18 protein-coding genes are annotated in these 20,505 nt (G+C 46.7%); 16 read left to right on the forward strand and 2 right to left on the reverse strand.

All coding sequences use genetic code 11. The annotated features are described in order from the left end of the window. Positions 1-25 precede the first annotated feature (25 nt). From D0T20_RS01195 to rplA, 16 genes are all read left to right on the forward strand, one after another. Positions 26-991, forward strand: a complete 966-nt coding sequence (locus D0T20_RS01195) for a purine nucleoside phosphorylase YfiH/LACC1 family protein (RefSeq protein WP_020757181.1) — start codon at positions 26-28, stop codon at positions 989-991. A gap of 45 nt (positions 992-1,036) precedes the next feature. After that, a complete protein-coding gene (locus D0T20_RS01200) occupies positions 1,037-1,720 on the forward strand; it encodes a pyroglutamyl-peptidase I (RefSeq protein WP_016636472.1) in 684 nt (227 codons plus the stop codon). Positions 1,721-1,826: 106 nt separating this feature from the next. Continuing rightward, positions 1,827-3,218, forward strand: a complete 1,392-nt coding sequence (locus D0T20_RS01205; RefSeq protein ID WP_162862650.1) for a coiled-coil domain-containing protein — start codon at positions 1,827-1,829, stop codon at positions 3,216-3,218. A gap of 142 nt (positions 3,219-3,360) precedes the next feature. Beyond that, positions 3,361-4,695, forward strand: a complete 1,335-nt coding sequence (locus tag D0T20_RS01210; RefSeq protein WP_116438179.1) for a C1 family peptidase — start codon at positions 3,361-3,363, stop codon at positions 4,693-4,695. A 402-nt stretch (positions 4,696-5,097) separates the two neighbouring features. Then, positions 5,098-6,282, forward strand: a complete 1,185-nt coding sequence (locus D0T20_RS01220; protein ID WP_116438180.1) for a 3-deoxy-7-phosphoheptulonate synthase — start codon at positions 5,098-5,100, stop codon at positions 6,280-6,282. 130 nt (positions 6,283-6,412) lie between these two features. Beyond that, positions 6,413-6,889: a hypothetical protein gene (locus tag D0T20_RS01225; RefSeq protein WP_116438181.1), complete on the forward strand. Its 477-nt coding sequence runs from the start codon at positions 6,413-6,415 to the stop codon at positions 6,887-6,889. A gap of 8 nt (positions 6,890-6,897) precedes the next feature. Beyond that, positions 6,898-7,599: a 5'-methylthioadenosine/S-adenosylhomocysteine nucleosidase gene (mtnN, locus tag D0T20_RS01230; RefSeq protein ID WP_116438182.1), complete on the forward strand. Its 702-nt coding sequence runs from the start codon at positions 6,898-6,900 to the stop codon at positions 7,597-7,599. A gap of 273 nt (positions 7,600-7,872) precedes the next feature. Beyond that, positions 7,873-9,075 (forward strand): phosphate ABC transporter substrate-binding protein PstS, encoded by a 1,203-nt coding sequence (gene pstS / locus D0T20_RS01235; protein ID WP_116438183.1) that lies wholly within the window; start codon positions 7,873-7,875, stop codon positions 9,073-9,075. Between the two features lie 94 nt (positions 9,076-9,169). Continuing rightward, the gene (gene pstC / locus D0T20_RS01240; protein ID WP_116438184.1) at positions 9,170-10,156 is read left to right on the forward strand and encodes a phosphate ABC transporter permease subunit PstC; all 987 of its coding nucleotides are present in this window, start codon (positions 9,170-9,172) and stop codon (positions 10,154-10,156) included. Continuing rightward, entirely contained in the window at positions 10,153-11,178 is a 1,026-nt protein-coding gene (pstA, locus tag D0T20_RS01245) for a phosphate ABC transporter permease PstA (protein ID WP_060785846.1), read from the forward strand. The genes pstC and pstA overlap by 4 nt, the downstream gene beginning before the upstream one ends. 61 nt (positions 11,179-11,239) lie before the next feature. Then, on the forward strand, positions 11,240-12,019 hold the full coding sequence (pstB, locus tag D0T20_RS01250) for a phosphate ABC transporter ATP-binding protein PstB (RefSeq protein WP_116438185.1): 780 nt from the start codon (positions 11,240-11,242) through the stop codon (positions 12,017-12,019). A gap of 308 nt (positions 12,020-12,327) precedes the next feature. Further along, positions 12,328-13,722: an NCS2 family permease gene (locus D0T20_RS01260; protein WP_162862652.1), complete on the forward strand. Its 1,395-nt coding sequence runs from the start codon at positions 12,328-12,330 to the stop codon at positions 13,720-13,722. 438 nt (positions 13,723-14,160) lie between these two features. Beyond that, a complete protein-coding gene (gene rplJ, locus D0T20_RS01270; protein ID WP_004112001.1) occupies positions 14,161-14,682 on the forward strand; it encodes a 50S ribosomal protein L10 in 522 nt (173 codons plus the stop codon). Between the two features lie 96 nt (positions 14,683-14,778). Beyond that, on the forward strand, positions 14,779-15,162 hold the full coding sequence (gene rplL / locus D0T20_RS01275) for a 50S ribosomal protein L7/L12 (protein ID WP_004112006.1): 384 nt from the start codon (positions 14,779-14,781) through the stop codon (positions 15,160-15,162). A 402-nt stretch (positions 15,163-15,564) separates the two neighbouring features. Further along, positions 15,565-15,996 (forward strand): 50S ribosomal protein L11, encoded by a 432-nt coding sequence (gene rplK / locus D0T20_RS01285; RefSeq protein ID WP_004112010.1) that lies wholly within the window; start codon positions 15,565-15,567, stop codon positions 15,994-15,996. A gap of 15 nt (positions 15,997-16,011) precedes the next feature. Continuing rightward, a complete protein-coding gene (rplA, locus tag D0T20_RS01290) occupies positions 16,012-16,707 on the forward strand; it encodes a 50S ribosomal protein L1 (RefSeq protein ID WP_004118314.1) in 696 nt (231 codons plus the stop codon). A 419-nt stretch (positions 16,708-17,126) separates the two neighbouring features. On the opposite strand, the gene D0T20_RS01295 is transcribed toward rplA, so the two are convergent. Both D0T20_RS01295 and D0T20_RS01300 read right to left on the reverse strand, forming a co-directional pair. Further along, entirely contained in the window at positions 17,127-18,233 is a 1,107-nt protein-coding gene (locus D0T20_RS01295) for a helix-turn-helix domain-containing protein (RefSeq protein WP_116438188.1), read from the reverse strand. 44 nt (positions 18,234-18,277) lie between these two features. Continuing rightward, positions 18,278-20,284 (reverse strand): DUF6020 family protein, encoded by a 2,007-nt coding sequence (locus tag D0T20_RS01300; protein ID WP_116438189.1) that lies wholly within the window; start codon positions 20,282-20,284, stop codon positions 18,278-18,280. Between the last annotated feature and the right edge of the window lie 221 nt (positions 20,285-20,505).

The raw sequence follows: 20,505 nt of genomic DNA on the forward strand, positions 1-20,505 counted from the left end.
ATAAGACAAAACGAAAGCGAATAATATGCAAGAAACTAGCGTAGCAGGAATGCCACTTGCACACGAAGACGAAGATGGCTTGCCAATTCCAGTGACGATTCCAGTGCCACTTGGAGCGCGCGCTCACGCCGTTTTTACAACGCGATTAGGTGGAATTTCCGAAGGTGCGTTTGCTTCGCTTAATTTAGGAGGCAAAGCTGGCGATGATGCTAAATCTGTGTTTAGCAACCGTTGTGCTTTGCAACGCGCGCTTAAATCTGACTTGTGTCTTGTTAGCCAAGTTCACGGAAATAGCGTATTTGATGCAGATCCAATAGTTGATTCGTGGAACACTCCGTACGGTTTTGATGCTACAGGTTTTGCAGATTCACACGCTAGAATCGAAGCAGACGCGCAAGTTTCAACTGCTTGCTCGCTTGCTTTAGGAATGTTTGCTGCAGATTGCTTGCCAGTTTTGCTTGCAGATAGTGAATCTGGTGTAATTGCTGCAGCACATTGCGGCAGAAAAGGCTTAATGGCTGGCGTGCTTGATTCTGTTATTGAAGCAATGTGCGAAAAGGGAGCCGAACGCTCGAATATAACAGCTGTTTTAGGGCCATGTATTTGTGGTGATTGCTACGAAGTTGGCGAAGAAATCGCGCGCGACTTTGAACGCCGATACCCACAAACTGTAACGCAAACGCGTTTTGGTGGACTTGGAATTGATATTGCAGAAGCTGCTCGCATTGATTTAGCGCTTGCAGGAGTTGCAAATATTGTTGACGCTTTGCCGCGCGTTACTGCTGCCACACAATATTTGGCTAAAGACGAAGAGTTGCAAACAATTTGTAAGGTAGACGGCGAAGGCGAAGTGTTGGAAAGTCGCCTTAAGGCGTTGCAAAACCCAATGTGTACGCTGGAAAATCCATTATGGTATTCTCATAGGCGCGCTGGTCTTGCAGGAAAATCTCACGAAGGACGATTGCTTGCGCTTGTAGTTAAAGACAAGTAAAAGCTATTGTTAGAAAGCTATTGAAAGCTATAGAAAGCTATTGTTATGAATCAAATTAACGTAGTGATTTCTGGGTTTGGGCCATACGAGGATTTAGAAATAAATCCGTCGCACGAAGTGCCACTAGCGCTTGAACACGCCAAAAATGGCGATTTAGCATCGGATTTTAATCTTCCAGAAGATGTTAGCGTAAAAATTACGTCTGTAATGTTGCCAATCAGTTTTGCAAACGCTTGGCCGCATCTTTTAGAAACGATTAACGCGCAAGACGCGGATATTGTGATTGCAACAGGTGTAAAACACGCGGCTCGTGGAGTGCAACTAGAACGATGCGCTACAAACATAATGGATGCGAATAAGCCAGACGTAGATAACCACACTCCTCAAAGCGTGCAAATCGTTGAAAATGGGCCTGCTGCGTACTGGACTAGGCTGCCGCTAAGAATGATTCTAAACGATTTTGCTCATAGTGGGATTGCGTCTACGCTAAGCTCGGATGCAGGAACATATGTTTGCAATTCGCTGTTTTATAGATTGCTAGATTGGGCGTCGAATAATTCTAAAAAGCGCATAATCGCAGGGTTTGTAAGTTTTCCGCCAGTGGTTGCGTTGCATGATGCACGCCACGGGCTGCCATTAGACGCGCAAATAAAAGCTGGAAAAAGCATAATTTGCGAAGCTGTAAATTACTATATGAAACCTTCGTCTTCGGGAATATTGCTCAAGTAATTCGCGCGACACGCTCGAGTGTTTTAGCAACTAAAGTGATAGCGTTATTGCTGATGGAGTGTGCACGATAAGTAGAGTCGTGCGGGGGTTTGTGAAAGGAATAAACATGGTGCCAGATCGTTTCCCAACTGCTTTGCGAGGGTACGACAAAGATAAAGTCAACGAAGCCTTTACCAACTATGAGCGCACAATATCGCGGTTGCGTGAACAAGTGCGATCTAGTGACGAGTCAATTTTGCAATTGCAAGCACAATTGCAAGAAGAAAAAAATAATGTAAAACGTGCAAAAAGCGGTAATACTTTTGCATCTTTGGGCGCAAATGCGCAACAATTACTTGCTTCGGCAGAACAAACGAGTGCGCAATTGATTGAGCGCGCAAAGCAAGACGCTGCGTCGATTAAAAAAACGGCTCAAGCGCAGGCAGGAACTTTGCTGAATAACGCAAAATTAGACGCGGAGCATTTGCTTCAAGAGGCGCAAACCAAGGCAGATACGCTACTTTCTACAGCCAGCAATAAGGCAAATCAGATGACGAGTGCTGCGAAAGAGGATTCAGAGCGTTTGCGTGAAACAACGAGCAAAGATGTTAATGCACAAAAAGATGCTGCAACGCTAGAAATCAACAATGCGCGCGAAGAGCATGCAAAGAAGATGGCGTCTGAAAAATCTGAGCAAGAGCGCGCAATCGCACAGCTGAAGGCGGATGCAGCGCAAAAAATCGCAGAACAAAGGTCGGCCGCCAACGCGGAAATCGCACATGCTAAAGCAGAAACGAATGATCAAATTGAGTCTGCTTTAGCAGAAGCGAATAAGAAGCTTGCAGATATGCAAGAGCGCGCAACAAAGATGATGGCGGACGCTCAGCGCAAGGCTGGAGAAATCACGGATGCGGCTGCTGCAAAGGCTCAGGAGATTGCGGACGAAGCGCAAGTTGAGCGCACACGTACACTGAGCCAAGTTAGTGCAGAAGTTGAGCAAATTAGAAACGACATTGCAGCTCAGCAAGAAGAGGCCACAAAAAAGGTGAATGAGCTTATTTCTGGTCTAAAAGAGCGCGAGCGTGCTGCGCAAGAAGAGGCGGATGCGCTTGTTGCACGCGCCAAAACGGTGCATCAAGATGCGGATGATTATGCAGCTCAAGCGCATAAAGATGCGGACGCACAAGCTGCGCAAATCGTTCGTAAAGCTATGCAAGATGCTACGGCTCAGGTGGAAGAGCGCAGGGCAGCGGCTCAAAAGGAGCTTGACGGCATGACGGCGCGCTTAACGCAGTTGCAGCATAGGGAAGCGCAAATCACGCAGCGCGTTACCGAGCTTAGGTCTTTGTTTGCAAACGCATTCTCGGGATTTGATTTTGGAGATGCTGCTTCTGGACAGGGGCATTCTGGCGATTCTGCAGATGCGGATGCTTCGGAGCGTAGAGATGCGGATGCTCAAAAGCAGGCTAGAAAAGATGCTCAAGCTCAAGTTGAAGAGGCAATTGCGCAGGAGTCGTGAGCTTCTGGCGTGAGTTGCTGGCGTAGATGCGCGTGGCGTGATTTGCGCGGAAAAGTCGCAAGCAGACGCAAGATTTACGAAAAAAGCTAAAATAAACTATAAAAAATAAACATAAAACAAGAAAAACAAGAAAGGTTATACAGTGACTGAGATCTCTGAATTAAGTGCCGAAGCTTTGCAAGGTTTGCGTGACGATTTTGACGCAAATCCATTGAATCGTTTGGCAATGAACGGCGTTACGGCTGCTGGAATCGATAAAGTGGCGCGAAACTACGACCGCGCTCGCCTGCTGCAGCGCCGATTCTCAACGGTTGTGGATAATGGCGACGCAAGGCATCAGGATCATTCTGGTCGCTGCTGGCTATTTAGCTCTTTGAATGTTGCGCGATTTGTTGCTAAAAAATCGCTTAAAGTTAAGGATTTTGAGTTCTCGCAGAACTACGCAATGTACTTCGACAAGCTTGAGCGAATCAACTACTTCTTAAAGGATGTTGCGGCTCTTGTTCGCTCTGGCGAGCCTTCTGATTCGCGTTTGTTGCAGCATTTGCTCAGTGACGTTATGGGCGACGGCGGCCAGTGGACTATGGCTATGAACGTCTACAAGAAGTATGGTGCTGTTCCTAAGGATTTGTATCCAGAAACAGAGTCTTCTAAAGACACTGGCGATATGAATACTCAGCTTAAAAAGCTTTTGCACACGGCTGTGGCTCATATGTATGCCAACGCTGCCGACATTGACAATATTATTGAGACGACTATGGCTGCAGGTCATAGGATTCTTACAATTCACTTGGGTGAGCCGCCAAAGAGCTTCGATTGGGAGTGGACAGACGAGGACGGAAAGTTCCATCGCGATGGCGAAATTACGCCAGTTGAGTTTTGGAAGAAGTACGTTACTGCTGGATTGGAAGAATATGTTTGCTTGGTGGACGATCCACGTGCGGAGCATCCAAAGGGCAAGAAGATTGCGATTGAGCACTTGGGTAATGTTGCTGGCGGAGATGCTACGGAATATTTGAACGTGCCAAACCAGTTTATGAAGGATTGCGTGCGTAAGATTCTTGTTGAGCAGGGCATTCCAGTTTGGTTTGGTGCGGATTGCCACCCTATGATGGATCGCGATAATGGCGCGTGGGCTACGGATTTGTTTGAGTACGATCGCGTTTATGGCGTTGATTTTGACTTGAACAAGGAGCAGCGCGTGCGTTTTGCTGATTCGGCTATGAATCATGCTATGGCGTTTGCTGGAGTTGATGTTGCGGATGACGGCACGACTACTCGCCGCTGGCGCGTGGAGAACTCTTGGGGGCCAGAGATTGCGGACAAGGGTTACTTTACGATGAGTGACGATTGGTTCACTGAGTACGTGTACGAGGTGGCTGTACCTAAGGCGCTTTTGCCAGAAGAATATAAGAAAGCACTGGAAGAACCAGCAATTGTTTTACCAGCGTGGGACCCAATGGGCGCGCTCGCCTAGGCTAATTTCACTAGGAAATTAGCCTACTCGAGCGCGCCCGAGCTGCTTAGAGCAGAAGCATTGCTTCTGCTGCAGCGAGGACATTCGCGCGCGTAGACCGCGCGAATGCAGTGGCCTAACGCGAAGCTGCATAGCGCGCTTCGCGTTACTCCAAAGCGCTTTTCGCGCTACGCTATTCCTCACGGCTATTAGTAGCCGTTCGGCTGATTTGGCATGTAAAGTCCACTGGACTTTACATTTGAGCCAAATCACGCTTTGAAGGAGCTTGAAATGCGTTATGCAATTTCAAGCTCAGTCAAAGCGCGAAGGCAGGTCGGAGCGACTACATAAACTTGTAGTGTTTTTGTAATTGCGTCAAACGCTTCCACATCAAGCGCAGCTTATTTTATAGGATGGTGACAAATGGAATCTACGCCTGATCAGCGCATTTCAAGCGCAGTCAAGCAAGCTGTTGAAAACGGCATGAATCCGCTTGACTCGTCTAAATTCGAGCGCTGGGAAGACCAGGTTGGCGTAGATCGCATAATCAACCGTCGCGTGTTGGAGTTGGAGCCGCTTCCCACTCCTGCTCAAGTTCTTGGCGAGTTGCCACTTTCTCCGTATGCTCAAGATATTGTTGCCGAGTCGCGCGATGAGATTCGCGGATGCCTTAACGGAGATGATGATCGCTTGCTTGTAGTCGTTGGGCCTTGCTCAGTTCACGACCCCGCCGCGGCTCTTGACTACGCGTCTCGTTTGGCTGATTTGCGCGCAAAGCTCGAAGGCGAGCTTTTGATTGTTATGCGCGTTTACTTTGAAAAGCCGCGCACAACAGTTGGCTGGAAGGGCTTGATTAACGACCCAGATATTGACGGCACGCACGATATTCACAAGGGTTTGCTTTTGGCGCGCCGCACGCTTCTTGGCGTTTTAGATGCTGGTTTGGCTGCAGCAACCGAGTTTTTGGAGCCGACTAGCCCGCAGTTTATTGCGGATGCGGTTAGCTGGGGGGCGATTGGCGCGCGCAACACGGAATCGCAGATTCATCGCCAGCTTGCTAGTGGTCTTTCTATGCCAGTCGGATTTAAGAACGCTACAGATGGCTCTGTTACGGCTGCCGTCAATGGCTGCCTAGCTGCTAGCCAGCATCACACTTTCTTTGGAATTGACCATCTTGGACGCGCTTGCGCTGTACAAACGCTTGGAAACCCTGATTGCCATGTTGTTTTGCGCGGCTCTAGCAAGGGGCCAAACTACGATGCATCTTCTGTTGCAGCGGCTGTTGCGTCGGTTCGATTGAGGCTTGGCACGAATTGCGTAGCGTCTAATGGCGTTGTAATCGACTGCTCGCACGGAAATTCGGGCAAAGATGAGAATCGCCAGATTCAAGTCGTGCAAGATATTGCGGATCGATTTGCGCACGGCGAAAAAGGCATTAAAGGCGTTATGATGGAAAGCTTCTTGCAAGGCGGAAACCAAGATCCTGCGCCTTTGAGTGAGCTTGAGTACGGAAAGTCGATTACGGATCGATGCATTTCTTGGGAAGATACCGAGCGCTTGCTTAACACTCTTGCTCAGTCTGTTTCTGCTCGCCGACTTAAGTCTTGATTATCGCGCGCGACGACCTACCTTTTCGCTTAGACCGCGCTAACGGCGCGACACGCCGTGTTTTTTTTTAGGTGCAAACTATTACAATAAATCCTCAAATAGTCAGCATTTTTGAACAAAGGAGTGCAAAATGTGTGAATCGTTAGCCCCCGAGCGTAACAGTCTTCCCCAAGATAAAAGCGTTTTAAGCCGCGCTCTGCCGATTGCACGATACGCGATTTTTGCGCTTCTGCTTGCTGGTGCGTTTCTTCTTGCGTTTGCGTGGTATCGCGGCACTCACAGCAAAGGCTACACTGTTGTTACCTGTTCTGCATTATGGTTTAGCGTTATTGTTCCGTTTATTACGCTGATTGTGCTTTGCGTTTTTGTGCGCGGATGGCGTCTTGTTGTTGGCTCTATAATTTGCGTTTTGCTAATAGCGTCTTTCTTTGGATTTATTGCGCTTCAAAATCAAATCATGGAGTTTTTGAATGTTCCCGCTACAAATCCTTGGTTTGAATTCACGTGCAGCGCTTTGCTAAAAATTGCAACCGCGTCTTTTGTTATTATGTGTTGTGTAAGCGTATTTTTGATTAGACGCAATGCAATGCACAAGATTAAAGGATGATTTGACGAATGCCTAAGTTTACAAAAATTGCCATTATTGGCGCTATGGAAGAAGAAGTTGCGCACATTGCTGCCTCGCTTAGCAATGTTAAACATGATAATGCCGCTAGCCTTGACGTATCTTGCGGCGTGCTTGAATGCGAGGATGGTGGAAAAATCGAAGTGGCTGCAACAGTTGGCGGAATGGGACTTGTAAATGCCGCTGCAACCGCACAGTATTTAATTGATGCGTACAAGCCGCAGGCTGTAATCTTTTCGGGAATTGCAGGAAATCTCAATAAAAATTTGCATACGAATGATGTTGTTCTTGGAAAAACATTAAGATATTTAGACACCGACATGCGCATGATTAGTCAGTGGAAACCGTTTACAAACGAGTACCATTCAGACGATTATCTTCTTAAAACAGCAGACAGTGTTTTAACAAAGATGGGCATTAATCACATTTTGGGAACAATCGCATCTGGTGGATATTTTGTAGACACGCCCGAAAAAGTGGCGGAAGTTATTGAGGCGACTCAAGCGGATGCTGTAGAAATGGAAGGCGCTGCGATTCTTCACGTTGCTGCAAGAAACGACATTCCAGCGTTAGTTGTGCGCGCAATGAGCGACAACGCGGACACAAAATACGAGGAGTTTCACACTTTCGACATATCCGAATACGCGGATACAGCTGCAAAAATGACGGTAAATATTGCTAGAAATTTGTAGAATTCAACACGCCGATGTGGTCGCCGACGCGCAGCATCGCCAAACAAAAGGCGAGTAGCGCTAAATGCCGCCATTTTCTAAGCTCAATCAGATTTTGGCGGCAAGGTTTTTACCCCCCTCTTAATATTGGCATCGTTAATAGAAGAAAAAGGTAATAAGAAATAAAAGATGCCAGTTTTGAACATTAGTTTAATTAATTTAAGAGGAAAATTTGCGGTAGGTTATACGAGAAACGCAGATTGGCTGGCATAATGGCAATTCTTCTTGAAAGGAATGAAGAATATGCGTAAAAATGCAGTAAATAATGCAGTAGAAAATAATACAGTAGAAAATCAATCAATAAAGTCTAACACAAAGTGGAATATGCGCGCGATTGCAGCAGGATTGTTAGCGTCCGCAACTTTAGTGAGCTTTGCGGCTTGCGGAGATAATGTTCCTGCAAGTAGTTCGCAATCGTCCGCAAATACTAGCGCAAAAATCGTAGGAAACTTCCAAGGCTCGGGTGCGTCTTCCCAGCAGGTTGCTGTAGAAGCGTGGATTGCAGGATTCCAATCCAAAAATCCTGGCGCAAAAATAGCATATAATCCAACTGGCTCGGGTGCAGGAGTTACAACGTTTATGACGGGCGCAACAGCTTGGGCTGGATCCGATAAATCGCTAAGCGACGACGAGTTAGAAAAATCAAAGTCGGTTTGCGCAAATGGCACTACGGCTTTCGACGTTCCAGTATACGTTTCTCCAATCGCAGTAATCTTTAATCTAAAAGGCGTTTCGGATGCTGGAAAACACATAAATATGGACGCTTCTACAATCGCAAAAATCTTCGACGGCAAGATTACGCGTTGGAATGACGATGCTATTAAATCGCAAAATCCAAAGCTAAAGCTACCAGATAAGCCGATTACAGTTGTTCACAGGTCCGATAAGTCTGGCACAACGCAGAACTTCTTAAGCTACATAAAAGACGTTGCACCAAGCGATTGGGCCTACGATCTTAGCGAAAATTGGCCAAATAGCGTAGGCCAGGGCGCAAAAGGCACGTCTGGCGTTGTTTCCACAATCCGCATGGCAGACGGAGCGATTGGATACGCGGACTTCTCGCAAGTTGGAAAGCTTGGAACTGTGGCAGTAAAAGTGGGAGATTCTTACAACGAGATTAGCCCAGAAGGTGGCTCTATAACCATTAACGATTCAAAGGTTGACGAAGATGCTGCAGCAAAATCAAAGCACCGCGTTGTTGTTAAAATAAACCACAAAACGGAAGAAAAAGGCGCTTATCCTATTGTGCTAGTTTCTTACGATATTGTGTGCGGCGCTTACAAAGATGCTGCAACAGCGCGATTTGCAAAGTCTTGGCTTAGCTACGTTACTAGCAAAGATGGCCAGGCTGCGGCTCAAGATGCTGCTGGAACTGCGCCTTTGCCAGAAAAGCTTATGGGAAGGATTAACAAGTCGATTCAGTCGATAGGCAAGTAAAAATAGCATTTTGCAAAGATTTTAGAGTAGTTAATATAGTAGTCAATATATTGCTGCTGATAGCATTTATATAATGACTACAAAAGGAGCATGAGTGAGTTCTAAACAAAGAACTGAAATCAGTAAAGATGCGCACAAAAGTGGCCATTTTGCAGGTGGTTTTGCAGGTGGTTTTGCAGACCGCTTGTTCAAAAGCGTAGCTCTTGCTTGCGGATTGCTGATTTTAATGGTGCTTACAGCTGTTGCATTGTTCCTGCTGTTTCAAGCGTGGCCTATTATAGGCGCAAACAAAAACCAAGTAAGTCAAGTATTTTTGGACTTTACTGGCGGCAAAGCGCACGATTTTCTAGGCTACGTAGCGCCAATGGTTTTTGGAACTGTTCTTATGTCTGCGCTCGCTCTGCTCCTTGCTTTCTTTGTTTCGATTGGAATCGCGCTGTTTATAAGCCACTATGCTCCGCCAAAAATGGTGCCGCTTTTAAGTGGTGTAGTCGACTTGCTTGCTGCGATTCCGTCCGTAATCTACGGTCTTTGGGGCGGATTGGTGCTAGTGCCATCAATATACCCGTTCTGGAAGTTTATCTCTCACATCTTTGGCTGGATTCCGCTTTTTGCAGGCCCTGCTGCAAGCCCTTCTCGTAGTGCTGCAACCGTTAGCATTGTTCTGGCAGTTATGATTTTGCCGATTATAACCTCTATGGCGCGAGACATTTTCCAGCAAGCGCCGCGATTGCAACAAGAAGGCGCGCTCGCGCTTGGTGCAACAAAGTGGGAGATGATAAAGCTAGCGGTTTTGCCGTTTGCAAAGTCGGGAATCGTCTCCGCATCTATGCTTGGTCTTGGTCGCGCGCTTGGTGAGACAATGGCAGTTCTTATGATTTTGTCTCCAGGATTCACCTTTAAATTCAACATTTTGCAAGCTTCACAAAACCAAACTATTGCAGCAAACATAGCAGCGCAATACCCAGAAGCAAACGGATTGGGTGTTAGTGCGCTTATTGCTACAGGTTTGGTGCTGTTTGTTATTTCATTCGCTGTAAACCTTATTGCTCGCAAAATCACGGGAAAGGCGAGTGCATGATGCAAAATTCGCAATCGTTACAAGCTGGGGTTGTTGGGGTTGATCAGACTATTGAAGATAGCTGCGAATCTCCAAAAATCGACTTTAACAAGTTCCGCCCAACGCGCTCTAGAATCGCAAGTCGCAAGCGAAAAGACGCGTTTATGCGCGTTCTAATCTTCCTGTCTTTTATAGTTGCGCTAATTCCGCTTCTTTCTTTGCTTTTTACGACTATTGCAAACGGCATTAAGCGATTAAATCTTGACTTTTTAACGCATAATATGACTTATGTAGTTGGTGGCGCTGCTACTGGCACAGGCGGTTATGGCGGTATTTTGCACGCAATTATTGGAACTTTGGAGATTACGCTTGGCGCAATGCTGATTTCGATTCCGATTGGAATTATGTGCTCTGTGTATTTGATTGAGTATGCGCGTGGAAGTCGCTTAGCTAGGGTGATTAATCTTGTTGTAGACGTTATGAGCGGAATTCCTTCGATTGTGGCTGGCTTGTTTGCGTTTTCTAGCTTTACGATTTTTGTGGGTCCTGGAACAATCAACGGTTTTGAAGGGTCTGTTGCGCTTTCGCTGCTTATGTTGCCAACTGTTGTTAAGTCGTGTCAAGAAATGTTAAAAATTGTGCCGAACGATTTGCGAGAAGCGGCGCTTGCTCTAGGCGTTACAAAGCAGCGCATGATTACAAAAATCGTGTTGCGAACCGCTTTGCCTGGCATTGTTTCTGGCTGTATTCTTGCTGTTGCGCGCGTGATTGGAGAGACGGCTCCGCTTTTAATGGCAGCTGGGTTTATTGCATCCACGAATTTCAATCTTTTTGACGGGCAAATGACCACTTTGCCAGTGTACGTTTACCAGGAGTATTCAAAGCTTTCGGCGAATTGCCCAGCTAACGCGCCATCTTCGTGCGTTACTACGATTCCGATGGAGCGCGCGTGGGCAGCGGCGCTTGCGTTGATTGTGATTGTTTTGCTGCTGAATATTGTTGGGCGAGTTGTGGCTCGCGTGTTTTCAGTAAAAGCAAAATAAAGCGAAATAATGCGAAGTAGATCGAAATAGAGCGAAATAGATTTTAGAAAGTGAGGCGCAAATGGGTCAGCGCATTGATGTTAAGAATTTGAACATTTACTATGGTGATTTTCTAGCAGTAGAAGACGTTAACATAAGCATTGAGCCAAACAAGGTTACGGCTTTTATCGGGCCTTCGGGATGTGGAAAATCAACGGTTTTGCGCACTTTAGACCGCATGCACGAGATTACTCCAGGTGCTCGCGTGGAAGGCCAAGTGTTGCTTGAAGGCCGCGATTTGTATGGAAAAGATGTGGACCCTGTAGCTGTTCGCCGAGATGTTGGAATGGTGTTCCAGCGCCCAAATCCTTTCCCAACAATGTCTATTCGAGAAAACGTTCTTGCAGGAGTTCGCTTAAACAATCGTCATATTTCAAAGCAAGATGCCGACGACCTAGTTGAGTGGGCTTTGCGTGGCGCGAATTTGTGGAACGAAGTCAAAGATAGACTCGATAAGCCAGGAATCGGGCTTTCTGGCGGCCAGCAGCAACGACTTTGCATTGCGCGAGCTGTAGCTGTGCATCCGCAAGTGCTGCTTATGGACGAGCCTTGCTCTGCTCTTGACCCTATTTCTACTCTTGCTGTAGAAGATTTGATTAACGAGCTTAAGCGCGATTACACGATTGTGATTGTAACGCACAACATGCAACAGGCTGCGCGCGTGGCCGATTACACAGCGTTCTTTAACCTTAAGGCTGTTGGAAAACCAGGTCATCTTGAGTATTTTGCAGATACCACCACTATGTTTAACAATCCGCGCAATGCGGAGGCGGAACGTTATATTTCTGGCCGCTTTGGGTGATTTTTGCCGCGGTTTCTGGGTGATTTTTGCGCGGTTTTTAGGTGATTTTTGCATAATTTTTGCGCGATTTTTCTTTGGTCAGCACGTGCGCGTAAGGTCGAAGCTGTTCGGTTGTTCAAAGTTCTATAAGTCGTTTCTAATTCTCGCGAGTTTTCTAGCGTGTTTATTCGGCTTGTGCTTTGCGCGCCGAGCGAGTCGCAGTAACCTCTGCGTGAATGCCCAAATGTAATTGCGTCCGCGATTGCTCAAGTGCTATCGCCACGCTTTTCATGGTCTTTTGCGCTGTAAAACCAAGGAACAGAGAGTTTATGGAAAAGTTCTTCCATCTCAAAGAAAACGGCACGAATGTATCAACGGAGATCACTGCAGGTCTCACTACATTCTTTGCAATGTCGTATATTATCGTCGTAAACCCAATGATTTTAAGCCAAACTGGCATGCCTAAAGGTGGCGTTTTCCTCGCTACAATCATTGCAGCAATCATTGGCACACTTGTTATGGGCTTGTTTGCTAACGTGCCTTACGCTCAAGCTGCTGGCATGGGTCTTAACGCATTCTTCACATACACAGTGTGCTTTGGCTTGCATTTTACGTGGCAAGAAGCCATGTGTATGGTGTTCTTGTGCGGTTTAATTAACATTATTATTACCGTTACCAAGATTCGTAAGATGATTATTCGTGCCATCCCAACTTCGTTGCAACACGCGATTGGTGGTGGCATTGGTTTATTCGTTGCATACGTTGGCATTATGAGCGTTGGCTTAATCACCTTTACTTCTAAAGATCCTGCCGCTGCCGCTAAGAGTAAGCCAACCGCTGCTATTCCAGGCCTTGCTGTTATTAATAATCCTATTTTGTGGCTATTCCTTATTGGACTTGTTTTGGCTATTGTTCTTACCGTTCTTAAGGTTCGCGCAAGCTTGCTTATTACGATTATTGCAACATCTTTGATTGGTATTCCGCTTGGCTTAACTTCGTTAAATAATGCTGTTTCTGTTACAGACGCTTTTGCCCAGCTTCCAACCACCTTTGGTGCTATTTTTGGTTCGCAAGGTTTCCCTGCTCTCTTCTCTAATCCAGCACGCATTCCGCTTGTTTTGGTAACTATTTTTGCCTTCTCTATGTCGGATACTTTCGACACTCTTGGCACGTTTATTGGTACCGGCCGCAGAACTGGCATTTTCTCGGAGGCAGATGAGAAGGCTTTGGAAAACGGCTCTGGCTTTAGTTCCAAGATGGATCGTGCGCTGTTTGCTGATTCGATTGCAACTTCGGTTGGCGCAATTTGCGGTACTTCTAACACAACTACTTACGTTGAGTCTGCTGCTGGTATTGGTGCTGGTGGCCGCACTGGTTTGACTTCTGTAGTTGTTTCCGTGTGCTTTGCGCTTTCGATTGTTCTTGCACCATTTGCTAGCGCTGTTCCTGCAGCTGCTACGGCTGGCGTGCTTGTAGTTGTAGGCTGCATGATGGCAAGCTCGTTAAAGGAGATTGCTTGGGACGATATTTCCGAAGCAATTCCTGCGTTCTTCGCTGCCGTGTTTATGGCGTTCTCTTACTCGATTTCTTACGGCATTGCCGCTGGATTCATCATGTACTGCTTAGTTATGACTTGCAAGAAGCGTGCTAAAGACGTTCATCCAATGCTTTGGATTGTTTCGCTTTTGTTCATTCTTGACTTTGTTGCTAACGCAGTTTTGTAAATCTGTTAGTTTGTATTAGTTAAGTTAGATATTAGTTAGATATTAATTTAATTAATTATTTTAAGAGCGTATTTGATGCGTACGGTTGCTTGCGATTTTTCCGCGTTAGTTTGGGATAAGTCGCTGGCAACCGCGCGTGTTGAGTGCGCTCTTAAATAATCCTAAATAAAAATAAATTATAAAGTTTGCGAAAAAAATATTGACATTGTCGCGCGTGGGTATTAAACTTGCCCAACGTAAACCACAGACCGTTGGTGGAGTCGCAAGATTCCTGAAAATGATGTGTCATGCCAGCACAGGTTGAGCAGTGATTGTTGCAGTTGATTTGCGATTTTTCACAAACTTTTTAACACTATGTGTTTTTTGGATGCTCTGCCGTGCGCAGGGCTTTTTTGATATGTTATTTCCATTCCAGCGGCCAATTTAGGAAGGAACGCCATGAAGAGGCCCGAAAAGGAAGCGGTAGTTGCAGAGCTTACGGATTTGTTCCGTAACGCCGACGCTGTCTACCTTACCGAGTACCGCGGGCTTACAGTTCCGCAGATTTCTTCTCTGCGCGAAAAGCTAGGCCGCGATACTTCCTACTCTGTGGCTAAGAATACGCTTGCTCGCATTGCCGCTAAGGAAGCGGGCATTGAAGGTCTTGATGAGCTTCTTGCTGGCCCAACTGCAATCACCTTTGTAAAGGGCGATTTCATTGAGGCTGCTAAGACCTTGCGTGATTTTGCCAAAGAGAATAAGACCCTCGTCATTAAGGGCGGTTTCGCAGATGGAACCGTTTACGATGCCGAAGGCGCCAAGCAGCTGGCAGACCTCAAGTCTCGCCCAGAATTGCTTTCCGAGATGGCTGGCGCGCTCAAGGGCACCATGTCCAAGGCCGCCTACCTGTTCAACGCTTTGCCAACCAAGGCAGTGCGCACTATCGACGCTTTGCGCGAGAAGCAGGAAAAGGCCGCTTGATTCCCTTGCAGCTTGCTGCATGAGACCAAAAAATAATAAAAATGTTATGGCTCTAAGGCACAAGGTGTGTCTGGCCAAGTAAGAAAGGAAGCCATTATGGCTAAGCTCACTAGCGAAGAGCTTCTTGAAGCTTTCGGTGAAATGACCCTCGTCGAGCTTTCTGAGTTCGTCAAGGCCTTTGAAGAGAAGTTCGATGTTGAGGCTGCTGCTCCTGTAGCTGCTGTTGCTGCTGCTCCAGCCGCTGCCGCTGGCGCTGCTGAGGAAGAGAAGGACGAGTTTGACGTTGTCCTCGCTTCTGCAGGCGCTCAGAAGGTTGCCGTCATCAAGGCTGTTAAGGCTTTGACTGGCCTCGGCTTGAAGGAAGCTAAGGACATTGTTGACAATGCTCCAAAGCCAGTCCTCGAGAAGGCTAAGAAGGAAGATGCCGACAAGGCTAAGGCTGCTCTTGAAGAAGCCGGCGCAACTGTTGAACTTAAGTAGTTCTAGGCTCTTTTGTTAACTTTATTAACGCATGCGGCTGGTTGCTAGCGTGATTTGCTAGTTAGTGATTTGCTAGCGCATTAGTCGCGGATGCGTTTTGAATGCGGCAAGGTTTTTGTGGTTATCACGAATTCCTTGCCGCTTTTGCTTATCTGCGTAGCTAATCCGTGCTAGTGCTATTTCCGCTTTTTGTACCATATTTGGCTTAAATCGCGTACAAAGTCGGGAAAACATTTCACCAAATCGTCGCGGCAAAGTGGCATAATAGGAAAGCTTGTGACTGGAGGAGTAATCCGCTAGCACAGCACAGCAATATAAGTTGCGGGAGGATCCTTAAAACGGCTTAATATCAACGTTTTAGGGCGCCGATTTAACCGCTTCAAAAGAAAGAAGAACCATATTATGGCTCCAAAAAAGAAAGTCTCTGCGCTTATTAAGCTCGAGATTCAGGCTGGTAAAGCAAATCCAGCCCCACCACTGGGTCCTGCATTAGGCTCCCACGGCGTAAACATCATGGACTTCTGCAAGGCCTATAACGACCAGACGAAGGACAAGATGGGTCAGATCGTTCCAGTAGAAATTACTGTTTACGAAGATCGTTCCTTTACATTTATTCTTAAGACTCCACCAGCTGCTGCTTTGTTGCTTAAGGCTGCTGGCATTCCTAAGGGCACCGAGAACCCATTGACCCACAAGGTTGGTTCTGTAACCAAGGCTCAGGTGCGCGAAATCGCCGAAATCAAGATGCCAGATCTTTCTGCACGAGATGTTGAAGCTGGTATGAAGATTATCGCGGGCACTGCTCGCTCGATGGGTATTACCGTTACCGACTGAAAGTGAGTGGAAAAAATGGTGAAGCGTTCTAAGAAGTATCGTGAAGCGGCTGAGAAGATCGACCGCAACAACCTTTACACCCCAGCTGAGGCTATTGCTTTGCTTAAGAGCATGCCAAAGCACGCTTTCGACGAGTCTGCTGAGGCCGTTATGCGCCTTAATGTGGATCCTCGCAAGGCAGATCAGTTGGTTCGTGGCGTTGTGAACTTGCCTAATGGCACTGGTAAAACCGCTAAGGTTTTGGTGTTTGCTCGTGGCCCAAAGGCTACTGAGGCTCAAGAAGCTGGCGCAGACATTGTTGGTGATGACGAGCTTATCGAGAAGGTTGCCGGTGGCTTCCTTGACTTCGATGCCGTTGTTGCAACCCCAGACATGATGGGCAAGGTTGGTCGCCTTGGTCGTGTGCTTGGTCCTCGTAGCTTGATGCCAAATCCTAAGACTGGCACCGTTACAATGGATGTTGCAAAGGCTGTTGCCGATATTAAGGGCGGTAAGATTGAGTTCCGCGTTGATCGTCAGGGCAATCTTTCCTTCCTGTTTGGCAAGCTTTCCTTCGACGATAAGGCTCTTGAAGAGAACTTCAAGGCTGTTGCCGATGAGATTCGCCGCTTGAAGCCTACAACCATTAAGGGTCGTTACATCACTAAGGTAACGATTACCTCTACAATGGCTCCTGGCGTTCCAGTGGATATTGCAAGCATTGCTGCGTGATTTTTAGCTAAGCATAGCTGAGTAATTTTATTAGCGCTGAAAATAGTGTGTTCTTTTTAGAATGCGTTGTTTTCGGCGCTTTTGTTTTTTATATTCTTTTCAAACAGCGTCACCAAGCAAGGTAGAGATTCGAGATTTTTCGCACTGAATGAGATGAACCTCAGCATCTTCGATGGTGATTCATCGAATGAAGAAGGAAAATCGAGAATCTCGGTGATAAACGCTACGCAATTGTTCTAGACATTCAGAAGGTTTGATGTATTTCTATACGAGCAATAAAAGAGGAGCGTAGCGACGGGACTTGCGAGGAGAGAAATACTCAAACCTCGCGCAATACCAAGCGAGGAAAGCAATCATGTAAGTATTTGCTGAGTGTATTGCATGGCGCGCCGAAAATCTCAACAAAATACGTCAATGCTTTAGAGCGCAGAATCGCGGATGCGCCCAATCGTAATCGCAGTTTGTAAAACGTATGCCTCTCTAGGGTCAGTGGCGTCCCAACCTGTTGTTTGCGCAACTTTGCGCAAGCGGTATCGTATTGTGTTTGGATGCACGTTAAGATTGTGCGAAGTTTGATCCAGCGCGCCGCCAAATCGCAAGAAAGCGTCGACTGTTTGCAAAGTCGGGTCGTCTGGATTGTACGGCGCCAAGCTTTGATACACCTTAGTGTATAAGGTTTCTACGGCGGTTTCATCACCTATAAGTGCGCGCTCTGGAAGAACGTCGTCGCAGCGGATTATTTGCGGCAAATGCGTTACAGACGGCGCAACGGCAAGCGCTGCAAGTGTTGCTGTGATTTCTTTGCATATTTTTTGCGCGCCGACTACAACTTCGCTTATGCAAACGGGTTTTCCCGACTTTGCAAACACTTCGCACATCTTGTTTAATGCTGTTGGATTTGGGTTTTCTCTTAGCGCAAGAATGATTATGTGCGAAGGCGCTGCATCTTTGCGTTTGCTCGCGTCGACGCTTTCTTGCGATTTTCCGCCGATTTTCCACGTTTTTGCACGCGCGCTAATGGCGTCTAGCTGCACGCTGTCAACTATCGCATCGTATGCTCCGCATGCGCCGAGTTGCGTCCATATTACGCGTCTTAAAGAGTCTGTGTTGTTTTGCGCCGCATGTGCGCCCGCGTTTTGCGGTGTTGGATTTGGGTTGTCGTCGTTTGAGTTTGATTCCGTTTTATACGTGCCTGCAATCGCCACAAATCGCGTATTTTCTTGCCATTGCAAGAGGTGCATTAGCGCACTTACGCGGCTGTCTGCAATGCCGTTCATAAGGCACGTTCCGATTAGCGCGTGCAATCGCAAGCGTGTTGCCGCGTCAAAAATTTTGCCGTCTCGAATGTCAAAAATTCCGAGTGCATCTTCGCTTTTTGGAGCGCATGGCATTGGCGTAAAGCTTGGTGTGGAACTTGGTGTAAAGCCTTGTGCGCTAGATTCTTCAGCAGATTCGCATGCTTCGCTGCGTTCGTCATCTGGCTTTACGCCTGTAAGAATTGTAAGAAAGTCAGCGTTTTCGTCCATTCACTCCCTCAATTCTTGTGCGAATCCTTGTGTGTATTGTTGTGCTAATCCTCGCGCGTACTATCATGCACCAAATCGCAATTTATTTTATCACTTTGACGGCATGTGTTACGGCATGAGATGCAAACGCTATCCCTTACAAACATTAGAACCGTAAAGAAGAACACAAACGCAATCGGCAGCATGTGTCGCTCAAAATTGTTTGCAGGAGCCAACACCATTACGCCCATCAAAAGCGCAAGAGGCGCGTGCAAAACCAGCGTTTTCCACCTGCGCAATGCTATTTCGGCAACGCCAATAAGCAACGTTGCAACAACATACAAGTTTCCGTGAATAATCCACCCAAAAATCGGCGTATTGCTCCACGCTTCCGCGCTGCTCGATACAGCGCCACGCCACTCGGGCAGCCAGTAGCGAATCCACTCAGAATTCTTTATATTCTCGGTGTTTACATAGTATTCGGGGCCAACATAAGGCACGTCTAGAATGTCGAAGTAGCCGTACGACTTTGCTAGCAGCGCATCCGTTGCAACAATCGGGCTGTGTGTAATCATAAGCAACCATGCGTGATTAAACTTTTTCATGTTGTCTTTTGTAATATAACGCCAACGGTAGCTCACTTTTTTAGATTGCAAGCCAGAAGATTTTACAGGGTCCGCGTCTTGAGGAGTGTACGCTTCTGCAGTTTGACTAAGATTGAAAATTGGCGATATTGCGCGCTTTGCTGCATGCGGTATGCTTTTGGGGTCTAGCTTTGCGATTCTGGCGATTTGCTGAAGTTGCACTCCGCGGCTTTCGATTGGGTCGCCATTTATAATCGAGCCGCTAGAAATGGCAAGCATAATTGCGCCGTGTATAAGAATTGTTGGTAGCAGAATGCACAAAACCCATATTTTCCAACGTTTTCTGCTAGATATAATCATCAACACAAATTGAATCGCAAGAATGTACCACGCGTATTTTGCGGCAATCAGCATAATGCATACGCTGATTATTAATTCGACGATTGTGTGTGCGGCGGGTTTTTGCTTGAATTCCAGGCAATTAAGCTCGTACATTATTCCAAACCACCACACAAACGCAAACGCGAACAGCGGCGATTTTGTAAGCGAAATTGTTGAAAATACTACGAGTGGGCTGAATAAAAATGTGATTATTACGGCGGCGCGCAAGGCGATTGGTGTTGTTTGGATTGATGCTGTTGCACATGGCGCATGTCCAGCTTGCGATTCGCCTGTTTTAGCAATAGCCCACGGCGTGTTTAAGAATCGGTTTGCGGTTGCAGCGCAACAAAATGCCGCGAGCACAAATTGCATAACGGCAAGTAACACGATTCCTGCGTCGTTCGACTCTGTAAAATAGCGCGATATTGCGGCTGTAGCGCCGTAAATGAGCGTTAAAACAATGTTGTGTTGGTCGCTTAAGTACGTTGGTTTTGCGGGCCAAAGGTAGTGCGCCGTAGGGTAAATGTCTGCTGGAACAAAGCTAAAGAAGCCAATGTATGGCTGTTTTAGGCCAGTTACTTGATTCCACGCCCAGCTGTATTCTCGGATTTGTGAGCAAATGTCGGCTCCGTATGCGGCGAGCAGCGTTACGGGCGCCCATAGCCAGCCGATAATCAGCGTTAGAAAAATGTTTCGCTTGCGGCAGGTTGAGTGGTAAAAACACCACTTTAGGGCGCATTTTGCGTTAAAAAATGCGGCGCGTAGGGTTGTTGCGGTTTTTGATTTCGATTGTTTTGTTTTTGATTTTTCTGGCGATAATTCTGCTTGCGATAATTCTGGCGATGATTCTGCGCGCATAAATCTTACGATTTTTGGCATAACTCCGTTTTTGCCAAAATAAATAAGAACCCTCAAAATTGCGTAATATGCGCAAAATGTGATTACAAAAATCAGCGCATTTAGCCAATTAAAATCTGTTAAAGATCCTTGCGCGCGGTAGATTACGCCCAGACTTGTGCAGGTTGCAAGGAAGATACATGTAAAAACGATTAGCGAGTTTGCGGCGATTTTGCTTGCCGCGTTTGTGCTCGTGTTAATTCGTTTCATGTTTCACCTAATGCTTGTGTTTTGTTTGGTCTGTGTTTTGTTTGCACTCTAATTATACCCGCTATGCTTCGCTCCGTCCTGCCTTCGCGCAAACTCTGGAAAAGTTGACGGTGTTTGTACCAAATTTGGCTTAAATCGCGTACAAAATGCGGGAAAGCTGACGGGTTCTGTATTGAGTTTACGGTGTGTTGCGAGTGGATCGCACTTGATATTTTCATAGG

Source organism: Gardnerella piotii (assembly GCF_003397585.1).
Lineage (GTDB): Bacteria > Actinomycetota > Actinomycetes > Actinomycetales > Bifidobacteriaceae > Bifidobacterium > Bifidobacterium piotii.

What these genes read in the sequence shown, in the direction of transcription:
- D0T20_RS01195 (WP_020757181.1), top strand. Translation starts at nt 26, where the DNA reads ATGCAAGAAACTAGCGTAGCAGGAATGCCACTTGCACACGAAGACGAA.
- D0T20_RS01200 (WP_016636472.1), top strand. Translation starts at nt 1,037, where the DNA reads ATGAATCAAATTAACGTAGTGATTTCTGGGTTTGGGCCATACGAGGAT.
- D0T20_RS01205 (WP_162862650.1), top strand. Translation starts at nt 1,827, where the DNA reads ATGGTGCCAGATCGTTTCCCAACTGCTTTGCGAGGGTACGACAAAGAT.
- D0T20_RS01220 (WP_116438180.1), top strand. Translation starts at nt 5,098, where the DNA reads ATGGAATCTACGCCTGATCAGCGCATTTCAAGCGCAGTCAAGCAAGCT.
- D0T20_RS01225 (WP_116438181.1), top strand. Translation starts at nt 6,413, where the DNA reads ATGTGTGAATCGTTAGCCCCCGAGCGTAACAGTCTTCCCCAAGATAAA.
- mtnN (WP_116438182.1), top strand. Translation starts at nt 6,898, where the DNA reads ATGCCTAAGTTTACAAAAATTGCCATTATTGGCGCTATGGAAGAAGAA.
- pstS (WP_116438183.1), top strand. Translation starts at nt 7,873, where the DNA reads ATGAAGAATATGCGTAAAAATGCAGTAAATAATGCAGTAGAAAATAAT.
- pstA (WP_060785846.1), top strand. Translation starts at nt 10,153, where the DNA reads ATGATGCAAAATTCGCAATCGTTACAAGCTGGGGTTGTTGGGGTTGAT.
- pstB (WP_116438185.1), top strand. Translation starts at nt 11,240, where the DNA reads ATGGGTCAGCGCATTGATGTTAAGAATTTGAACATTTACTATGGTGAT.
- D0T20_RS01260 (WP_162862652.1), top strand. Translation starts at nt 12,328, where the DNA reads ATGGAAAAGTTCTTCCATCTCAAAGAAAACGGCACGAATGTATCAACG.
- rplJ (WP_004112001.1), top strand. Translation starts at nt 14,161, where the DNA reads ATGAAGAGGCCCGAAAAGGAAGCGGTAGTTGCAGAGCTTACGGATTTG.
- rplL (WP_004112006.1), top strand. Translation starts at nt 14,779, where the DNA reads ATGGCTAAGCTCACTAGCGAAGAGCTTCTTGAAGCTTTCGGTGAAATG.
- rplK (WP_004112010.1), top strand. Translation starts at nt 15,565, where the DNA reads ATGGCTCCAAAAAAGAAAGTCTCTGCGCTTATTAAGCTCGAGATTCAG.
- rplA (WP_004118314.1), top strand. Translation starts at nt 16,012, where the DNA reads ATGGTGAAGCGTTCTAAGAAGTATCGTGAAGCGGCTGAGAAGATCGAC.
- D0T20_RS01295 (WP_116438188.1), bottom strand. Translation starts at nt 18,233, where the DNA reads ATGGACGAAAACGCTGACTTTCTTACAATTCTTACAGGCGTAAAGCCA.
- D0T20_RS01300 (WP_116438189.1), bottom strand. Translation starts at nt 20,284, where the DNA reads ATGAAACGAATTAACACGAGCACAAACGCGGCAAGCAAAATCGCCGCA.